The sequence below is a fragment of the Rhodococcus sp. WAY2 genome (assembly GCF_009859915.1).
Taxonomy (GTDB): domain Bacteria; phylum Actinomycetota; class Actinomycetes; order Mycobacteriales; family Mycobacteriaceae; genus Rhodococcus_F; species Rhodococcus_F oxybenzonivorans.
Genome location: NZ_CP046572.1, coordinates 2,900,497 through 2,919,265, shown reverse-complemented (window position 1 = coordinate 2,919,265; position 18,769 = coordinate 2,900,497). Strand labels below are relative to the sequence as shown.

Genomic DNA, 18,769 nt, shown 5'->3' with positions numbered 1-18,769 from the left:
ATCTGTAGAGATGATTCAGTTGTCAGGCGAGGGATTCGATCTTCGCCGCGAGTTCCGCCCCGGTCAGCGGCTCACGGGCCACCACGAGAAGGGTGTCGTCGCCGGCTACGGTTCCCACGACGTCAGGTAATGATGCCCGATCGAGTGCACTCGCCAGATAGTGCGCCGCCCCGGGAGGCGTTCGCAGCACCGCCAGGTTGCCACTCGAGTCCGTGGACACCAGCAACTCCCCCAGCAATCGCGCCAATCTGTCCGTTCCGCCCGAGACTCCGCGCACCGGGTTCCCGTCCTCGGGTACCACGTACACGCCGGCGCCACCGTCGGCCGCGCGCAGCTTGACGGCCCCGAGTTCTTCGAGGTCACGGGAGAGCGTGGCCTGGGTGGCGTCGATCCCTTCGGCGGCCAGCAGGGACGCGAGCTCGGTCTGGCTGCGGACCGGGTTGGTCGAGAGGATCGCCACGATCCGGGCCTGACGCCCTGCCCGCGTCGGCGCGGTCGCCGCGTTGGTGGCACCCACTCGATGTGGCGGAACCGGACTCACGGACGATCCCCGGATCGTTGTGCGAGAAGCCACACCAGAAGCGCCTTCTGCGCGTGAAGCCGGTTCTCGGCCTCGTCCCACACCACGCTCTGCGGTCCGTCGAGCACAGCGTCGGTGATCTCCTCCCCGCGGTGGGCGGGAAGGCAGTGCAGAACCACAGCTTCGGAATCGGCTCGCGCGAGCAGTGCCTCGTCGACCTGGAAAGGGCGGAACGGTCCGACTCTGTCGAGCCCGTCGTTCTCCTGTCCCATCGACGTCCACGTGTCGGTCACGAGTGCGTCCGCGCCCGCGACCGCCGAGTGCGCATCGCCCGTAAGCGTGATCGTGGCACCGGTCTCGGCCGCGCGTGCCCGCGCCGCCTCGACTACCCACGGCAACGGCGCGAATCCGTCCGGGCTGGCGATCGTGACGTCGACGCCCGCGGTGACTCCGCCGAGCATGAGGGAGTGGGCCATGTTGTTGGCGCCGTCCCCGAGGTAGGTCAGTTTCAGACCCTTCAACGATCCCTTCCGCTCGGCCAGTGTCTGGAGGTCGGCCAAGACCTGACAGGGATGGAACTCGTCGGACAGGGCGTTCACGATCGGAATGCTCGCCCCGGAGGCCATCGACTCCAGGCGCTTCTGCCCGAACGTCCGCCAGACGACTGCGTCGACGTACCTCGACAGCACCCGGCCGGTGTCCTGGAGTGTCTCCTCGCGACCGAGCTGGGTGCTGCGTCCGTCGACCACCACGGCGTGGCCGCCCAGTTGGGCGATGCCCATCTCGAACGAAAACCGGGTACGGGTGGAGTTCTTTTCGAAGATGACGCCGACACCGCGCGGGCCTTCGAGCGGGCGCTCCGCGAAGGGATCCTTCTTGAGCCGGGCTGCGAGGTCGAGAACCTCGGCCTGCTGGGCAGGGGTCAGGTCGTCGTCCCGTAGGAAGTGTTTCACCACGATCGTCACTGCTTTCCCGGCTGAGCGGCCGATTGCGCGTTGTCGAGGATTGCGGGCAGTGCCGCAACGAAGCCTTCGGCCTGATCGTCGGTCAGCACCAGCGGTGGAGCCAACCGGATGACACCGGGCTGTGCAGCATTGAGCAGGTAACCGGCCTCGCGCGCCGCGTTCTCCACTGCGGGTGCGACGTCCCGGGTGAGGACGATGCCGAGCAGCAACCCGGCGCCGCGGACGTGGTCGACCAAGGGGTGTCCGAGCCCCTCGATACCCGCAGACAGCGACTTCCCGAGTGCGTCGGCGCGGGAGACGAGGTCTTCCTCGGCGATCGTGCGGAGCACGGCGAGCGCCGCGGACGCGCACACCGGATTCCCGCCGAAGGTGGTGCCGTGTTTACCGGGACCGAACAGATCTGCGGTCGCGCCCGTGGCGATACAGGCGCCGATCGGCATTCCCCCACCGAGTCCCTTTGCCAGCGTCATGACGTCGGGAATGATGCCGACGGACTGATGGGCATAGAACCAACCGGTCCGGCCGATCCCGGTCTGCACCTCGTCGAGCACCAGCAGCGCACCGCGGTCCGCGGTGATCTTCCTTGCACCGACCAGATACCCCTCCGGAGGAACGACGACGCCGCCCTCACCCATCATGGGTTCGAGGAAGACCGCCGCGGTGTCTTCGTCGACGGCGCGGTCCAGCGCATCGAGATCGCCGTACGGCACGTGCTCGACACCGGGGGGCATCGGTTCGAACGGGGCACGCTTGGCTGCCTGCCCGGTGAGCGCCAGCGCGCCCATGGTGCGGCCGTGGAAGGAGTTCTCCGCGGCGATGATCTTGGAGCGACCTGTCGCGCGGGCGAGCTTGAAAGCCGCCTCGTTGGCCTCGGTCCCCGAATTGCACAGGAAGACCCGGCCGGGTGCGCCCAGGTGCGAGAGCAATTCCTCCGCCAGGGCGATCGCGGGTTCGCTGGCATAGAGGTTGGACACATGTCCCAGCGTCGACAGCTGGTGGGTGACCGCCTCGATGATCGCCGGATGCGCGTGTCCGAGGATGTTGACAGCGATGCCGGCGAGAAGGTCCACGTACTGCTTACCCTCCGCGTCCGTCAGCACCGCGCCGCGGCCGCCCGTAAGCGCGACCCGGGGGACGCCGTACGTGTTCATCAGCGCGCCCGACCACCGCTGCTGAAGTTCCGGAGTTCCGGTCATGACACAACTCCCTCGGTAGATGACGACGGTGTCGGGGTCACCATGGTTCCGATGCCCTCACCGGTGAAGAGCTCGAGCAGCACCGAATGTGGGATGCGCCCGTCGATCACGTGCGCGGTGGGTACACCGCCGCGGACAGCCCGGAGGCAGGCCTCCATCTTCGGCACCATTCCGGCGTCGAGACTCGGCAAGAGCTGGGCCAGCGCCGCAGCGTCGATCTGCGTGGCCAGCGAATCCCGATCCGGCCAGTTGGTGTACAGCCCCTCGACATCGGTGAGGACGACCAGCTTCTCGGCACCGATCGCCTCGGCGAGCGCCGCTGCCGCCGTGTCGGCGTTGATGTTGTGCACGACGCCGTCCGAATCGGGCGCGATGGTGGAGACCACCGGTATCCGGCCGGCATGGATCAGGTCGAGCACCGCGTCCGGACTGACCGTCGTGACGTCACCGACGAGGCCGATGTCGGTGGGATTCCCGTCGACCATCACGGTGCGCTTGGTCGCAGTGAACAGGTGGGCGTCCTCGCCGGAAATGCCGACCGCGTAGGGCCCGTGCGCATTGATCAGGCCCACGAGTTCGCGGCCGACCTGGCCGAACAACACCATCCGTACCACGTCCATCACCTCGGGCGTGGTGACCCGGAATCCACCCTTGAATTCGCCGGTCATTCCGAGCTTGGCGAGCATGGCATTGATCTGGGGTCCGCCGCCGTGCACGACGACCGGGTGGATTCCCACCGTGCGGAGAAACGCCATGTCGGCCGCGAACGCCGTCTTCAGTGCGTCGTCGATCATGGCGTTGCCGCCGTACTTCACGACCACGACCTTGCCACGGAACTGCTGCAGCCACGGCAGGGCCTCGGCGAGCACGTGTGCCTTCTGGTGATCGGTGATTCCGACCAGTGTTTCGCTGCCCGGGGTCATGACGAGTACGCCGAGTTCTCTTCGACGTAGGCGTGTGAGAGGTCCGTGGTCCGGATGGTCACGGCATGCGCGCCGACACCCAAGTCGATGTCGAGGGCGATGTCGACACCGCTCAGGTCCACGTCACGGGCGCCGGGCGCACCGACCCCGTCGATACAGACCGGGGACCCGTTGAACGAGACCGCGATCTTGTCCGGGTCCAACTCGATCGGTGCGATACCGATGGCGGCGAGCACACGCCCCCAGTTGGGGTCGGAGCCGAAGATTGCCGTCTTGACGAGGCTGTCGCGGGCCACGGTTCGGGCACCGATCAGGGCGTCGTTCTCGCTCGCGGCTCCACGGACGGTGACGCGCACCCGCTTGGTGACTCCCTCCGCGTCGGCCATCATCTGGTCGGCGAGGTCGTCACACACCGCGGTGACCGCGGCATCGAGTTCCGCCTGGCTGGGGGCGACGTTGCTCGCACCCGACGCCAGGAGCAGCACAGTGTCGTTGGTCGACGTCGCACCGTCGACATCGAGGCGGTCGAAAGTCACGCGGGTGGCCGCGCGCAGAGCCGCATCGAGCTGGGCGGCGGTGGCCACCGCATCGGTGGTGATGACGCAGAGCATGGTGGCCAGCGCGGGGGCGAGCATGCCGGCGCCCTTCGCCATCCCGCCGACGTTCCACTTGTCAGCGTGGTGCAGGGCCGACTGTTTCGGAACGGTGTCGGTGGTCATGATGGCGTAGGCCGCATCCGTGCCACCCGAGATGCCGCCGGCCAGTTCGTGCACCGCCTCGGTGACGCCGGGAAGAAGCTTGTCCATGGGCAGCCGGTCGCCGATCAGACCCGTCGAGCACACCGCGACCTCGACCGCGCCGGTCTCGGTTCCCCAGTTACTGAGCGCGGACGCGACTTCCTCGGCCGTCCTGTGCGTGTCCTGGAATCCGCCGGCGCCAGTACAAGCGTTGGCCCCACCGGAGTTGAGTACGACTGCGCGCAGCCGGCCCGTCGTCAGGACTTGCTGTGACCACAGCACCGGGGCAGCCTTGACCTTGTTGGTGGTGAACACCCCCGCAGCTGCGAGCTCGGGACCTTCGTTGAGCACGAGCGCGAGATCGGCGTTTCCGTTGGCCTTGATGCCCGCTTTGATCCCCGACGCCCGGAACCCGGCCGGACCGGACACCCCTTGGGTGCGGACGAGTTTGCCGCCCGCGATGTCGCGGGTGTAGGCGGTGTCGATTCTGTCGTTGCTCACGGTGCGACTCCCACTGTCGAAAGCCCGGCGGTCTCGGGTAACCCGAGCGCGAGATTCATCGATTGCACGGCCCCTCCGGCGGTGCCCTTGGTCAAATTGTCGATCACGGCGACAACGACGAGCTGACCGGCGTCCGCATCGACTGCGACAGCGATCTGAACGGCGTTGGACCCGGTGACCGCGCCCGTCTGCGGCAGCATTCCCGCCGGAAGCACGTGCACGAAAGGTTCGTCGGCGTAGGCCTTTTCGTAGATCGCCCGAATTTCGTCCTCGGATGCGGTGGTCACTGCGGTGCAGGTGGCGAGGATGCCGCGGGGCATCGGCGCCAGCACGGGGGTGAACGACACGGTGACCCGTTCACCTGCGAGTGCGGACAGGTTCTGAATGATCTCCGGAGTGTGCCGGTGTACGCCGCCGACTCCATAGGCGCGCACCGAGCCCATCACCTCGGAGCCGAGTAGATCCGCCTTGGGTGCGCGGCCCGCACCGGACGCCCCGGTGACCGCGACGATCGTGACACGTGGTTCCACGACACCGGCCGCGACGGCGGGGGCCAGCGCCAGGCTCGACACCGTCGGGAAGCAGCCCGGAACGGCGATCCGTGTCGCGCCCGTAAGCTTTTCGCGCGCACCGGGTAGCTCGGGAAGTCCGTAGGGCCAGCTGCCGGCATGTGGGCTCTTGTAGTACCGCTCCCAGTCGTCGGCGTCGGAGAGCCGGAAGTCGGCGCCGCAGTCGATGATCACGGTGGATTCGGGCAGGGCCTTCGCGTATTGCGCCGAATTGCCGTGGGGCAAACCGAGGAAGACGACATCGTGGCCGCTGAGAGTCTCGACTGTGGTGTCCTCGAGAATGCGGTCGGCGAGCGGGAGGAGATGCGGGTGATGTGAGCCGAGACTCGATCCGGCGCTACCGCCGGCGGTGAGCGCGCCGATGAGGAGGGACCCGTCGGCGTAGGACGGGTGCCCCAGCAGCAGACGCAACACCTCGCCTCCGGCGTATCCGCTCGCGCCGGCGACGGCAATCCTGATCGGTTTTCCCGCGTGCTCAGTCATACGATTGATTATGCATCATCATGCAAGCTAATTCACGCCTGGGTCACCCCGAGCCGTGGTCGGTCACTGCTTGCCGAGTGACCGCCTGATCTCATCCAGTTTGGCCTTGCCGGCTTTCTTCCGCGCTTCCCACTGTTCGTCCACCGATCGGCCGGACGGGCTTTCGTGCGCCAATTCCGCCGACCCGATCGCCGTACCGACCCGCTCCTCGATCCGATCCCGCACACGATCGAACGTCGGGACGCCCCCCGCGGTGTAGTCGGGCTCGGGCAACCGCGGAGTGGTGTCCGGGACGATCTCCGCGGTGACGGGGTCTTCCGTCGGGACCGCGCTTCCGACGTCGACGGCGGCGAGGAGTGCCCCGAGGCCGGGGCGACCGGCGGCGACTGCCCGCACCACCGCGAGGAACTCGGCGTCGGTCAGCTCACTCGCCGCTGCTACGATGTCGCGCACTTCGGCCATCTGTCCCGCTCCTCACGCCCCCGCTGTGGTTCCCAGGCTACGGGTCAGCTGCGCAATTCGGCACCCACCGAGGCTGCGGCGGCCGCGACCGCAGCGTCGCGGGCTGCACTCGCCTCGTCCTCGGTCAGCGTGCGGTCCGCTCCGCGGAACCGGAGCGCGAAGGCGAGCGACTTCCGTCCGGGCCCGACCTGGTCCCCCTCGAAGACGTCGAAGAGACGGATGTCCTCGAGAAGTTCACCGCCACCCGAACGCAGAGCCTCTTGCACGGTGGCCGCGGGCACGGTGGCATCGACGACGACCGCGACGTCCTGCAGCACAGCAGGGAAGGGCGACACCTTCGGGGCGGGGAGATTCTCCACGAGCGGAAGGGCGTCGAGGTCGATTTCGACAGCGCACGTGCGCGGCGGCAACCCTGCCCGTTCGAGGACAGCGGGGTGAAGCTCACCGGCATGCCCGACGACGACCCCGTCGAGCAACAACTCCGCGCCGCGTCCCGGGTGCCACGGTAGATACTGCGTCGCGCGGAACTCGAGTTCGACTCCTGCTGCGGACGCGACTGCGCGAGCGGCAGCGAATGCATCACTCGCTTCGGCGGGGCGACCCGGGCCCCAGGGTCCGCTCGGTTCGCGCATCCCGGTGAGCACGGCTCCGACGTGTACCGGCTGCGCCGGCAGCGACTGCAGCAACTCGGCGATCTCGTCGTCCGTCGGCCGGCGATCGACCGGGAGGACACCGACCTGCTTCGTGTCGGGACCGGGCAACACGACCTGCGCGATACCGAACAGCGACAGGTCGCGCTGGCCGCGGGAGACGTTGCGAGCAAGAACCTCGAGGAGCCCGGGCAACAGGGTCGTCGCCAACTCCGGGCGATCCGACTCGAGCGGGTTGAGCACCCTGACGGTGTTTCGGCGCGGATCTTCCGGGTCCAGTCCCCACGAGTCGAAGACGGCAGCGGGAAGGAATACCGGCGGAAGCACCTCGACGTATCCGGAGAAGGCGAGCGCCCGGCCGACGGCGCGCTTGCGGCGCTGGGCGGGTGTCAATCCGCGGCCGGCAGGCGCCGCGGGAAGCACCGACGGGATCTGCTCCAGCCCCTCGAGGCGCAGTACCTCCTCGACGAGGTCGGCGGGCTGGACGAGGTCGGGCCGCCACGACGGCGGGGTGGCCACCAACTGCCCGTGCCCACCGTCGCTGACGCCGACTTCGACGTCGCAACCGATCTGCGTCAGCCTGCGTGCCGCCGTGCCGTTCGGGTAGGTCACCCCGGCGACACGGTCCGGCAGGTCGATGTCCATCCGGATCGGCGCTGTGCCGGTGACCCCACCGACATCGGTGAGGACCGGCTCGATGCGCCCGCCGGCGATCTCGACCAGTAACGACGCCGCGCGGTCGAGGGCGGCCACAGGGATCCGAGGATCGACCACGCGCTCGAATCGCTTGCTCGCCTCGCTCGACAACTTGTGCCGACGTGCCGTCTTGAACACCGCAAGCGGATTCCAGGTGGCCGCTTCGAGGAGGATGTCGGTGCTCGCGGAGTTGACCTCGGTGGTCGCTCCACCCATGACACCGGCGAGAGAGATGACGCCGGAGTCGTCGGCGATGACGACGTCCTCGGGGTCGAGGACCCGCTCGACCTCGTCCAGGGTGGTCAATTTCTCGCCGTCCACCGCTCGGCGCACCACGAGGTCGCCGCTGATCTTTGCGGCATCGAACGCGTGTAGTGGCTGACCCAACTCGAGCAACACGTAGTTCGTGACGTCGACGGCCGGCGAAATAGGCCGGACCCCCGACAGCAACAGTCGTCGCTGCAGCCACCACGGGCTGGCCGCCGTCGGATCGATACCCGTGACCCGCCGTGCGGCGAACCGGGTGGCCTGCGTGTCGGGGTCGACGCGCACGGGCCATGCCTCGCCCTCGGCGGGATGTGCAGGCACCACCGCAGGGTCGAGGTACTCGAGATCGAACCCACATGCCAGTTCACGGGTCAGCCCGCGCACCGAGAAGCAGTAACCACGGTCCGGCGTGATGTTCAGCTCGATGATGGTGTCGTCCAGACCCAGCAGAGCATTCGCGTCGGCACCCGGAGCCGCGGCCCCCGGCTCGAGTACCAGAATTCCCGAGTGGTCCTTGCCGATGCCGAGTTCGGCCACCGAGCAGATCATTCCGTCGGAAACCTGGCCGTACGTCTTGCGGGACGCAATCGCGAAGCCGCCCGGAAGCACTGCGCCGGGAAGTGCGACGATCACCAGATCGCCCTCCGCGAAGTTACGGGCACCGCACACGATGCCCTGCGGTTCCGGCCGACCGACGTCGACTTTGCAGAAGCGGATGGGCTTCTTGAACTCGGTGAGCTCGGTGATCTCGACAACCTTGCCGACGACGAGCGGGCCGTCGACGGCCTCGAGGCGATCGACCTCCTCCACCTCGAGACCGACGCGGACGAAGCCCGCGTCCAACTCCTCCGCGGTGACGCCCCACCCCGGGGTGGCACGCTGCAGGATCTCGGTCAGCCAGGATTGCGCTACTCGCACGTCTGCTCAGCTCTCTCGTTCGTGAAATGTCGTGACTGTGGACGGATGCGGCGCGATCGCGCTCAGCCCTGGACGCCGAAGGGCAGCGTGAACCGCACGTCACCCTCGACGATGTCGCGCATGTCCGGGATGCCGTTCCGGAACTGCAGCGTGCGTTCGAGACCCATACCGAACGCGAAGCCGCTGTACACGTCGGGGTCGATCCCGCAGGCGCGCAACACGTTCGGGTTGACCATCCCGCAGCCACCCCACTCGACCCAACCGGCGCCGCCCTTCTTGTTCGGGAACCAGACATCCACCTCCGCGGAGGGTTCCGTGAAGGGGAAGTAGTTGGGACGCATCCGGGTTCGGGTGTCCGAGCCGAACAGCGCCCGGGCGAAGGCGTCGAGCGTGCCCCGCAGGTGGGCCATCGTGAGGCCCTTGTCGACGGCGAGGCCCTCAACCTGATTGAAGACAGGGGTGTGCGTGGCGTCGAGTTCGTCGGTGCGGAAGGTTCGTCCGGGGCAGACCACATAGATGGGAAGTTCCCGGGAGAGCATCGTGCGCACCTGAACCGGCGACGTATGCGTGCGCAGTACCTGACGCGACCCCTCCGGGGCGATGTGGAACGTGTCCTGCATCGTCCGCGCGGGATGGTCGGGAAGGAAGTTGAGCGCGTCGAAGTTGAAGTGCTCGGTTTCTACTTCCGGGCCTTCGGCGACCTCCCAGCCCATACCCACGAACACGTCCGCGACCTGTTCGGAGATGATGCTGATCGGGTGCCGGGCCCCTACCGGCTGACGCTGCGACGGCAGCGTGACGTCGATGGCCTCGGCGACGAGCACTGCGGCATCACGTTCGGCCAGCAGCACGGCGCGCCGATCGTCGAAGGCCGCGCTGATCCGGGTGCGGGCGACGTTGACGCGCTTCCCTGCCTCGGCCTTCTCCTTGCCCGGAAGGGCTCCGAGTCCACGGCGAGCGAGGGCGATGGGCGACTTGTCACCCATGTGGTCGACTTTCGCCTTGGCGAGGTCGTCCAGGTTCGCGGCGGCGGAGAATGCTTTCTCGGCGTTTTCCGCTGCCGCAGTCAAGGCCTCTTCGGTGAGCGCACTCGCATCGACCTCGGGTGACGCAGCGCCCTCTTTTTTAGCCACGACCGGTGCCACTCCTTCAGTTCTTCTCGGCAGACTCTCGACGAGCCGAAACGGCTCCTCGGGAGAATCCTATGCGATCGAAAATTTCGGTTTCAGCTGTCGGTTCGCGTGCGGTTCTGGACCCGCGCACTCGAGTACAGGCAGATAGCTGCCGCGGTCGCCAGATTCAGGCTCTCGGCACGGCCGTGGATCGGGATGCGCACCCGGTGATCCGCCCTCGCCGCCACGTGCACGTCGAGGCCGTGGGCCTCGTTCCCGAACAACCACGCCGTCGGGCGCGACAACAGGTCGTCGGCGTCGTCGAGGTCTACTTCACCGTCCGCCGCGGTGGCCAGCAACTGAATGCCTGCCGCGCTGATCGCGTCCAGAACAAGAGCCGTATTCCGTTCACGCACCAGCGGAAGATGGAACAAGCTGCCCGCGGACGCGCGAACGCACTTCCCGTTGTGCGGGTCGACGCTGTCGCCCGCCAGAATGGCAGCGTCTGCACCCACCGCATCGGCTACCCGGATAACTGTCCCTGCATTGCCCGGTTCTGCCACCGCGACCGGGACCGCGAGTAGCCGCGTGCCTGGACCCACCGCCTCCGACAGCGGAACGTCGAGGAGGTCACAGACGGCGACCAGTCCGGGTGGAGTGACCGTGTCGCTGAGACCACGCACCGCCCGGTCCGTCACCAGCGACGTCCGAACTCCGATGGTCTCGGCCCGGCCGATCAACTCGGCGTACCGCTGCAGCGCGTCCTCGGTGTAGAACAGATCGTGCACGGCGCGGGTACCCAGCGCCTCCCCCACCGCGTTCTCCCCCTCCACGAGGAAGCGCCCTGCCTTGCGCCGTTCCGCCGTACGCAGGAGCTTCACAGCAGAAACGACCCGCGGGGTGCGCTCGGTGAGCGGGTCCACGGGTCGTTTCCGGTCTGCTGAACTGCGGGGTGCGAGACTCAGGCTGCTTCTCCGGCCGGAGCGTTCACATCAGCCGGGAGCGCTGCCTTGGCGAGAGCCACGAGACCGGCGAACGCAGCGGCGTCCGACACGGCGAGCTCGGCCAGGTTCTTACGGTCCACCTCGATCTCGGCAAGACGCAGACCCTGGATCAGACGGTTGTACGTGATGTCGTTCGCACGTGCAGCAGCGTTGATACGCGTGATCCACAGCTTGCGGAAGTCGCCCTTGCGCGCACGACGGTCACGGTAGGCGTAGGTCAGCGAGTGGAGCTGCTGTTCCTTGGCCTTGCGGTACAGACGTGAGCGCTGTCCGCGGTAGCCGCTGGAGGCTTCGAGAATCGAACGACGCTTCTTCTGGGCGTTTACCGCCCTCTTTACGCGTGCCACTGAAAAATCCTGTCAATCTTGGGGCGGCTAGCTGCCCCGGGTGGTCAGTAAAAGGGGTGTCGACTCAGATGTCGAGCAGGCGCTTGATGCGCGGGGTGTCAGCCTTGCTGACGACAGCCGTGCCATCGAGGCGACGAGTCACCTTGGTGGGCTTGTGCTCGAGCAAGTGGCGGCGACCGGCCTTCTGGCGCAGGATCTTTCCGGTGCCGGACACCTTGAATCGCTTCGCGGTGCCGCTGTGGGTCTTCGACTTGGGCATGGAGTCCTCAGTTCTGTGTTTCCGGATCTGAACATCCGGATCGTGCTGGTGGAGTCGGACTAGCTGGTGGGCGCTTCGCCGGGCGCACTTCCGCCCGCCGGCTCCGACGGCGCCTGTTCGGCCGGCGCCGGAACTGCACGCTGAGCCGGAGGCGCTGCTGCGCTTTCCTGCGCCTTGACGCGTGTCTTCGCGCCCTTGTGCGGAGCGAGCACCATCGTCATGTTCCGGCCGTCCTGCTTGGCGGACGTCTCGACGAACCCGAGATCGGCAACGTCTGCACCGAGACGCTGCAGCAACCGGAAGCCGAGTTCCGGCCGCGACTGCTCACGTCCACGGAACATGATGGTGACCTTGACCTTGGACCCGGCCTCGAGGAAGCGAACGACATTCCGCTTCTTGGTCTCGTAGTCGTGATCGTCGATCTTCGGACGGAGCTTCTGCTCCTTGATGACCGTGAGCTGCTGGTTCTTCCGCGACTCACGCGCCTTCTGCGCTGCCTCGTACTTGAACTTGCCGTAGTCCATGATCTTGCAGACCGGCGGGCGAGCGTCGGGGGCCACCTCGACCAGGTCGAGATCGGCCTCGAGGGCCAAGCGGAGTGCATCTTCAACACGCACGATGCCAACCTGTTCACCTCCGGGTCCGACGAGGCGGACCTCGGGAACTCGGATGCGATCGTTGATGCGGGTCTCAGTGCTGATGGGGCCTCCTAGGTTGAACGGTCTGGTCTCGAGACCGCCAGCAGCCCGTACGCCCGGATTCCCAACAAAAAAGCCCCGCTGCGGTGAGAATTCACCATGCGGGGCCCGATGTCGACCGATCAGACAATCTCACGGCTTGCGCCGCTCCACCATCTCCTCGCGTGAGGAACCTGAATCGAGGCACGCCTCGAAGCAGGTGACCGGACCACTGAACTGCAGTTTCACTGCCGCGCAGAGGTGGGAGTCGGACTCCACTTGCTGCCCCCGACAAAATCCGAAGGCGGTCGTTGGGTCAAGGGTAACATTTGCGCACCTCGTCGGCTAATCGACACCGGTGCGTTGCGGGTGAACGCCGAGATGGAAAGCTCTTCCACCATGACGCAGAACTCCGACGACGCCCTTACCGGCGGTGGCCTGAATGACAACGGGGACCAGAATACCGAAGTGCGTGAGCTGGCCGAAGTGCCCGCAGTCGAGGTGATCAGCCGCGCAGCAGTCATGCTGATGAGTTCGGCGGCCGAAAAGCTCGGCCTGTCGGATCCGGACCCCGAGTCCAGTCCGCACCTCGACCTCGACGAGGCGCGGCGCGTCATCACCGCACTCGCCGGCCTGGTCACTGCCTCGATCGAATACCTCGGACCGCACGCCGGACCCATCCGCGAGGGATTGCAGGCACTGCAGCGCGCATTCCGTGAGGCTTCGTCGCATCCCGACGAACCCGGCAAGGGTCCCGGCGAGAAGTACACCGGCCCGGTGTACTGAGGGGCGAGGCGATGACAACTTCCGCTCCCACGCAGGCGCACATCGTCCTTGTTCCCGGTTTCTGGCTCGGCGCGTGGGCCTGGGAGTCGGTCGCGGCCGACCTGCGGGACCGCGGCCATCATGTGACGGCCGTGACACTGCCGGGACTCGACTCGGTCGATACGGATCGCAGCGGCATAGGCCTCGATGATCACATCTCAGCGGTAGCCGGCGCGGTCGCAGCCACACCAGCGTCGGAGCGGGCAGTCCTCGTCGCCCACAGCGGTGCAGGTCCGGTGGCCTACGCCGTGACTGATCGCATCCCGGACGCGCTGGCGCGAGTCATCTACGTCGACTCAGGTCCTCTTCAGGACGGCGCAGCCCTGCGGAACGACCTCGATCCGTCAGCCACGGAGCTTCCGCTGCCCGGCTGGTCGGAGCTGGAAGTCGAGGGCAACAGTCTGGAGGGACTGGACGAGGCCATGCTCGAGACATTCCGCAGTCGAGCCGTGCCCGAACCCGCAGGGCCCGCCAGGGCCACGTTCGCACTGAGAAACAGCCGCCGCCTGGAGGTGCCCACCACAGTGATCTGCACCAGCTTCCCGTCCGAGGCCATCCGACAGCTGGCCGGCGTGGGCCACCCAATGGCCGCCGAACTGGGCCGGATCACAAACGTCGACTACGTCGACCTTCCCACCGGCCACTGGCCGATGTGGTCGCGGCCGGCCGACCTCGCCGAGGAGATCGACGCGGCCGCCGCTCGATAGTCGACGTCAGCCCACTGCCGCGGTGTTCTTCGGTGCCCGCTTCCGCGACGTCACCGACTTCACCGCAGTGGTGGCTTTCGCGGAACCGGCCTTCGGCGAGGCCGGGGATTTCGCCGAAGCAGCTTTCGCCGACTTGCCCGCTCTGGCCGGCTTCTTCTTCTGCGCAGGTGTCACCGCGAGAACGCTGTCGAGGAACTTTCCGGTGTAGCTCTCGGGGACCTGAGCCACCTCTTCCGGGGTGCCCTGGGCCACCACCGTTCCCCCGCCGGATCCACCTTCCGGTCCCATGTCGACCACCCAGTCGGACGTCTTGATCACGTCGAGATTGTGCTCGATGACGATGACGGTGTTGCCCTTGTCGACCAACCCGTTGACGACCCCGAGCAGCTTGCGGATGTCCTCGAAGTGCAGACCAGTCGTGGGCTCGTCGAGGATGTACACCGTGCGCCCCGTCGACCGCTTCTGCAGTTCCGCGGCGAGCTTCACGCGCTGCGCCTCACCCCCGGACAACGTGGGTGCCGGCTGACCGAGGCGCACATACCCGAGTCCGACCTCCACCAGCGTCTTCAAGTAGCGATGGATCGAGGTGATCGGCTGGAAGAAGTCCGCGGCTTCCTCGATGGGCATGTCGAGCACTTCGGCGATGGTCTTGCCCTTGTAGTGCACTTCGAGGGTCTCCCGGTTGTACCGCGCGCCGTGGCACACCTCGCACGGAACGTAGACGTCGGGCAGGAAGTTCATTTCGATCTTCAGGGTGCCGTCGCCGGAGCATGCCTCGCACCGACCGCCCTTGACGTTGAACGAGAATCTGCCGGGCTGGTATCCGCGCACTTTCGCTTCGGTCGTGGACGCGAACAGAGTGCGGATCTTGTCGAACACGCCGGTGTACGTGGCCGCGTTCGATCGCGGTGTGCGTCCGATCGGCGACTGGTCGACCTGCACCAGCTTGTCGAGCTGATCGAGCCCGTTGATGCGGGTGTGACGACCGGGCACCTGCCGCGCACCGTTGAGTTTGTTGGCCATGACGGTGGCAAGAATGTCGTTGACGAGTGTCGACTTGCCGGAGCCGGAGACACCGGTGACCGCCGTGAGCACACCCAGCGGGAAGCTCACATCGATACCGCCGAGGTTGTGTTCCCGCGCGCCGATGACGGTGACCTGGCGTTTGCGGTCCACGGGACGCCGAATGGCCGGAACCTCTATGTGGCTGCGGCCCGACAGGTAGGCGCCGGTCAGCGACTCCTCGCACTCGAGCAGTTCCTCGTACGGGCCACTGTGGACGACCTTGCCTCCGTGTTCACCGGCGAGCGGGCCGATGTCGACGACCCAGTCCGAGGTCCGGATGGTGTCCTCGTCGTGCTCGACCACGATGAGAGTGTTGCCGAGGTCCCGCAGACGCGTAAGGGTCTCGATGAGTCGACGGTTGTCGCGCTGATGCAGGCCGATGGACGGCTCGTCCAGCACGTACAGCACACCCACCAGGCCGGAGCCGATCTGCGTCGCTAGCCGGATGCGCTGCGCTTCACCACCGGACAGCGTGCCTGCGGCACGCGCGAGGGACAGGTATTCGAGTCCGACGTCGAGGAGGAATCCGAGACGGGCCTGAACTTCCTTCAGCACCTGACCGGCGATTGCTTCCTCACGACTGCCCAATGTCAGGCTGTTGAGGAAATCGGCACAATCGGAGATCGACAGCTCACACACTTCAGCGATCGACTTCTTGCCGAACTTCTCGCTCGCAATGGTGACGGAGAGAATTTCCGGACGCAGGCGTGCGCCGGCACACGCGGGACACGGTGTGTCGCGCATATAGCCGTCGTACCGCTCCTTCATCTGATCCGACTCGGTCTGGTCGAGGCGGCGGTGCAGGAAGGGCATGACCCCTTCGAACTCGGCGTAGTACGAACGGGTACGCCCGTACCGGTTCTTGTACCGGACGTGCACCTGCTCCTCGCTACCCTCGAGGATGGCTCGGCGCGCCTTCGCCGGAAGCTTGTTCCACGGCGTCTTCATATCGAAGCCGAGGATGTCTCCCAAGCCGGACAACAGCCGTCCGAAGTACTCGGAACTCTGCCCCATCGACCAGGGTGCGATGGCACCGTCCTCGAGAGACAACTCGGGGTCCGGCACGACAAGGTCGGGGTCGACTTCCTTGCGGATGCCGAGACCGGTGCATTCCGGGCAGGCACCGTACGGGGAGTTGAACGAGAAGGAACGCGGCTCGAGGTCGTCGATGGACAGGGCATGGCCGTTGGGGCATGCGAGCTTCTCCGAAAAACGGCGTTCACGATCGGCGGCATTTTCTTCGCGATCGACGAAGTCGAGCACGACGATGCCTTCGGCGAGCCGCAGTGCCGTCTCGACGGAATCGGTGAGGCGCTGCTTGGAACTGGCCTTGACGGTGAGACGGTCGACGACCACCTCGATATCGTGCTTTTCCTGCTTCTTCAGCTTCGGCGGATCGGTGAGCGGATACACCACCCCGTCTACCCGCACACGCGAATAACCCTGGACGTTCAGTTGATCGAAGAGGTCGACGAACTCACCCTTGCGGGTGCGGACCACCGGAGCGAGTACCTGAAAGCGGATGCCCTCTTCCATGTCGAGCACCTGGTCGACGATCTGCTGCGGCGTCTGCCGGGCGATCTGCTCACCACACACCGGGCAGTGAGCCGTGCCTGCCCGCGCGTAGAGGAGTCGAAGGTAGTCGTAGACCTCGGTGATCGTGCCCACGGTGGAACGCGGGTTCCGGTTGGTCGACTTCTGGTCGATGGACACCGCGGGCGACAAGCCCTCGATGAAGTCGACGTCCGGCTTGTCCATCTGACCGAGGAACTGGCGTGCGTATGCCGACAGCGACTCGACATAGCGTCGCTGACCCTCGGCGAAGATCGTGTCGAACGCCAGGCTCGACTTACCAGAGCCCGACAAGCCGGTGAACACGATCAGGCTGTCGCGGGGTAGATCGAGATCGACCCCTCGCAGATTGTGCTCACGGGCACCCCGCACGATAAGGCGATCCGCCACTCCAATTCCCTTCATTGTTCGACGGCCGAGGACGCTGCGCGTTCGTCGGGTCCTCCAGCCGTGTCATGGTAAGCGCGGCCACCGACACGTTTCTGCCGGACGGATGGCCGCCTGCCACTCACCTGCCTGTATTCGACGGTAGCCTCCCCACCATGACCGAGCAGCCCATGGTGATAGAAGACTCGTATACCGGCCACGTCTCCCCCGGCTCGGCGCCTCGACGCCGGACCGTTCCCGGAGCCACGATCACGAAGATGTCCGTCGGCCCCATGGACAACAACGTGTACCTGGTCGTCTGTTCCGCGACCGGAAAATCGGTCCTGATCGACGCCGCCAACGAGGCCGAACGGCTCGAACAGTTGATCCGCGAACACGCACCCTCCCTCGAACTGATCGTGACGACCCACCAGCACGGTGACCACTGGCTCGCCCTCGAAGCGGTCACTACCGCGACCGGAGTACCCACGGCCGCCCATCCCCTCGATGCGGAAGCACTGCCGGTCCGGCCCGACCGTCTCCTCGACGACGGCGACACCCTGTCCATCGGTGAGGTCACCTTCGACGTGATCCACCTCGCGGGTCACACCCCCGGTTCGATCGCACTGGCGTTCGCGGAGGCGGGCAATGGACGCACTCACCTGTTCACCGGCGACTCACTCTTCCCCGGCGGAGTCGGCAAAACCGCTGATGCGGACATGTTCGCGTCGTTGCTGAACGATGTGGAGCAGAAGTTGTTCGCTCGCTATCCCGACGACACCGTCGTCTACCCCGGTCACGGCGACGACACCACCCTCGGTACCGAGCGTCCGCACCTCGGCGAGTGGCGCGACCGCGGTTGGTGAACCGCCCGACTGGGTACTGGGGAAGGGGCAGCCGGTCGGAAGTACAAGACTGTCGTACTCGGGACGGCTGCCTCGAACTCTCGTTAGTGTGAGACGGGAGAAACTCGATGATTGGGAGGCTAGGAATGCTTGTCCGTCGTATCGCTCGCCCACTGCTGTCGGCCGTGTTCATCAGCGGAGGGATCGATGCACTCCGAAATCCGGCACCGAGGGCCCAGGCCGCAGGACCGCTGATCGACAAGTCAACCGAAACGCTTCCTGAGTCCGTCACACAGAAGATCCCGTCCGACCCGGAGACGCTGATCAAGATCAACGCAGCCGTGCAGATCGGCGGTGGTGTTCTGCTCGCCACGGGCAAGGCGCCTCGTCTCGCGTCCCTGGCGCTGGCCGGAAGCCTGATTCCCACGACGGTGGCGGGCCACGCCTTCTGGAACGAGACCGATCCGGCCGCGAAAGCTGCCCAGCGCACCCAGTTCCTCAAGAACGTCAGTTTGCTCGGTGGTCTGCTGATCGCCGCAGTCGACACGGAAGGCAAGCCGTCGCTGGGGTGGCGTGGGCGCCGCGCCGCACGAGCAGCCCAGGCCAGTGTGGCGGCTGCGCTTCCACTCGGATCGAGCGACGATCATCACGGACCTGAGATCGCCGAGGCTCTGGCCGCGGCGGCGGAGCGGGCCAGGGTGCTTTCCGGTGAAGCCGCGGAGCGCGGTTCCGACCTGCTGGAGATCGCCAAGGAACGTGTGACGCCCATCGCGAAGGTCGCGGCGGACCGCGGCGCGGAGTGGGTGGACGTCGCCAAGGACCGCGGCGCGGAGTGGGTCGACGTCGCCAAGGACCGCGGCGCGGAGTGGGTGGATGTCGCCAAGGACCGCGGCCCTGTGCTGGCCGAACTCGCTCGGGAGAAGGGTGCCGACTTGGCAACGGTGGCCGTAGAACGAAGCGAGGTTGCGGGCAAGGCCGCCCGCAAGCAGGCGGAAATCGCCCGTAAGCAGGCCGAAATCGCCCGCGAGAAGGCGGAGCTCGCGTTGGAGAAGGCGCGCGCCAAGAAGATCGATCTGACGCACTGACGTCATTCTGCGGCGTCG

General features: G+C 66.5%; 18 protein-coding genes. 4 read left to right on the top strand and 14 right to left on the bottom strand.

Going from position 1 to position 18,769, the window contains the following annotated elements; translation table 11 throughout:
• Positions 1-22: 22 nt before the first annotated feature.
• The 13 genes from GFS60_RS13565 to infC all read right to left on the bottom strand — a co-directional run bounded on the left by GFS60_RS13565 (position 23) and on the right by infC (position 12,310).
• Positions 23-541 (bottom strand): arginine repressor, encoded by a 519-nt coding sequence (locus tag GFS60_RS13565; protein ID WP_230990167.1) that lies wholly within the window; start codon positions 539-541, stop codon positions 23-25.
• Positions 538-1,485 (bottom strand): ornithine carbamoyltransferase, encoded by a 948-nt coding sequence (gene argF, locus GFS60_RS13560; RefSeq protein ID WP_159921893.1) that lies wholly within the window; start codon positions 1,483-1,485, stop codon positions 538-540. Before argF ends, GFS60_RS13565 begins: the two co-directional genes overlap by 4 nt.
• On the bottom strand, positions 1,482-2,681 hold the full coding sequence (locus GFS60_RS13555) for an acetylornithine transaminase (RefSeq protein ID WP_159921891.1): 1,200 nt from the start codon (positions 2,679-2,681) through the stop codon (positions 1,482-1,484). Before GFS60_RS13555 ends, argF begins: the two co-directional genes overlap by 4 nt.
• Positions 2,678-3,604, bottom strand: coding sequence for an acetylglutamate kinase (argB, locus tag GFS60_RS13550; protein ID WP_109329429.1), 927 nt, complete (start codon positions 3,602-3,604; stop codon positions 2,678-2,680). The genes GFS60_RS13555 and argB overlap by 4 nt, the downstream gene beginning before the upstream one ends.
• Complete coding sequence (gene argJ, locus GFS60_RS13545; RefSeq protein WP_201453568.1) at positions 3,601-4,842, bottom strand: bifunctional glutamate N-acetyltransferase/amino-acid acetyltransferase ArgJ; 1,242 nt, start codon at positions 4,840-4,842, stop codon at positions 3,601-3,603. Before argJ ends, argB begins: the two co-directional genes overlap by 4 nt.
• Entirely contained in the window at positions 4,839-5,894 is a 1,056-nt protein-coding gene (argC, locus tag GFS60_RS13540) for an N-acetyl-gamma-glutamyl-phosphate reductase (RefSeq protein WP_159921889.1), read from the bottom strand. The genes argJ and argC overlap by 4 nt, the downstream gene beginning before the upstream one ends.
• A gap of 63 nt (positions 5,895-5,957) precedes the next feature.
• On the bottom strand, positions 5,958-6,356 hold the full coding sequence (locus tag GFS60_RS13535) for a hypothetical protein (RefSeq protein ID WP_159921887.1): 399 nt from the start codon (positions 6,354-6,356) through the stop codon (positions 5,958-5,960).
• Positions 6,357-6,400: 44 nt separating this feature from the next.
• Complete coding sequence (gene pheT, locus GFS60_RS13530; RefSeq protein ID WP_159921885.1) at positions 6,401-8,887, bottom strand: phenylalanine--tRNA ligase subunit beta; 2,487 nt, start codon at positions 8,885-8,887, stop codon at positions 6,401-6,403.
• Positions 8,888-8,949: 62 nt separating this feature from the next.
• Entirely contained in the window at positions 8,950-10,020 is a 1,071-nt protein-coding gene (gene pheS, locus GFS60_RS13525) for a phenylalanine--tRNA ligase subunit alpha (protein ID WP_159921883.1), read from the bottom strand.
• Positions 10,021-10,112: 92 nt separating this feature from the next.
• Positions 10,113-10,922 (bottom strand): TrmH family RNA methyltransferase, encoded by an 810-nt coding sequence (locus GFS60_RS13520; RefSeq protein WP_159921881.1) that lies wholly within the window; start codon positions 10,920-10,922, stop codon positions 10,113-10,115.
• Positions 10,923-10,960: 38 nt separating this feature from the next.
• Positions 10,961-11,350 carry a 50S ribosomal protein L20 gene (gene rplT, locus GFS60_RS13515; protein ID WP_005247385.1) on the bottom strand — a complete coding sequence of 130 codons (390 nt, stop codon included), beginning with the start codon at positions 11,348-11,350 and terminating at the stop codon, positions 10,961-10,963.
• A 64-nt stretch (positions 11,351-11,414) separates the two neighbouring features.
• A complete protein-coding gene (rpmI, locus tag GFS60_RS13510; protein ID WP_109329424.1) occupies positions 11,415-11,609 on the bottom strand; it encodes a 50S ribosomal protein L35 in 195 nt (64 codons plus the stop codon).
• 59 nt (positions 11,610-11,668) lie between these two features.
• Positions 11,669-12,310 carry a translation initiation factor IF-3 gene (gene infC, locus GFS60_RS13505; RefSeq protein ID WP_159927154.1) on the bottom strand — a complete coding sequence of 214 codons (642 nt, stop codon included), beginning with the start codon at positions 12,308-12,310 and terminating at the stop codon, positions 11,669-11,671.
• Positions 12,311-12,685: 375 nt separating this feature from the next.
• On the opposite strand from infC, the gene GFS60_RS13500 reads away from it, so the two are divergent.
• Positions 12,686-13,072: a DUF1844 domain-containing protein gene (locus GFS60_RS13500; RefSeq protein ID WP_230990166.1), complete on the top strand. Its 387-nt coding sequence runs from the start codon at positions 12,686-12,688 to the stop codon at positions 13,070-13,072.
• A gap of 11 nt (positions 13,073-13,083) precedes the next feature.
• Positions 13,084-13,818, top strand: a complete 735-nt coding sequence (locus tag GFS60_RS13495) for an alpha/beta fold hydrolase (RefSeq protein ID WP_159921879.1) — start codon at positions 13,084-13,086, stop codon at positions 13,816-13,818.
• A gap of 6 nt (positions 13,819-13,824) precedes the next feature.
• Here the strand turns inward: GFS60_RS13495 and uvrA are convergent, their stop codons facing one another.
• The gene (gene uvrA / locus GFS60_RS13490; protein ID WP_201453567.1) at positions 13,825-16,845 is read right to left on the bottom strand and encodes an excinuclease ABC subunit UvrA; all 3,021 of its coding nucleotides are present in this window, start codon (positions 16,843-16,845) and stop codon (positions 13,825-13,827) included.
• Positions 16,846-16,997: 152 nt separating this feature from the next.
• Between uvrA and GFS60_RS13485 the strand changes: the two genes are divergently transcribed.
• Both GFS60_RS13485 and GFS60_RS13480 read left to right on the top strand, forming a co-directional pair.
• Positions 16,998-17,687 carry an MBL fold metallo-hydrolase gene (locus GFS60_RS13485; protein WP_159921877.1) on the top strand — a complete coding sequence of 230 codons (690 nt, stop codon included), beginning with the start codon at positions 16,998-17,000 and terminating at the stop codon, positions 17,685-17,687.
• Between the two features lie 125 nt (positions 17,688-17,812).
• Positions 17,813-18,751, top strand: a complete 939-nt coding sequence (locus tag GFS60_RS13480; RefSeq protein ID WP_159921875.1) for a DoxX family protein — start codon at positions 17,813-17,815, stop codon at positions 18,749-18,751.
• Positions 18,752-18,769: the final 18 nt, after the last annotated feature.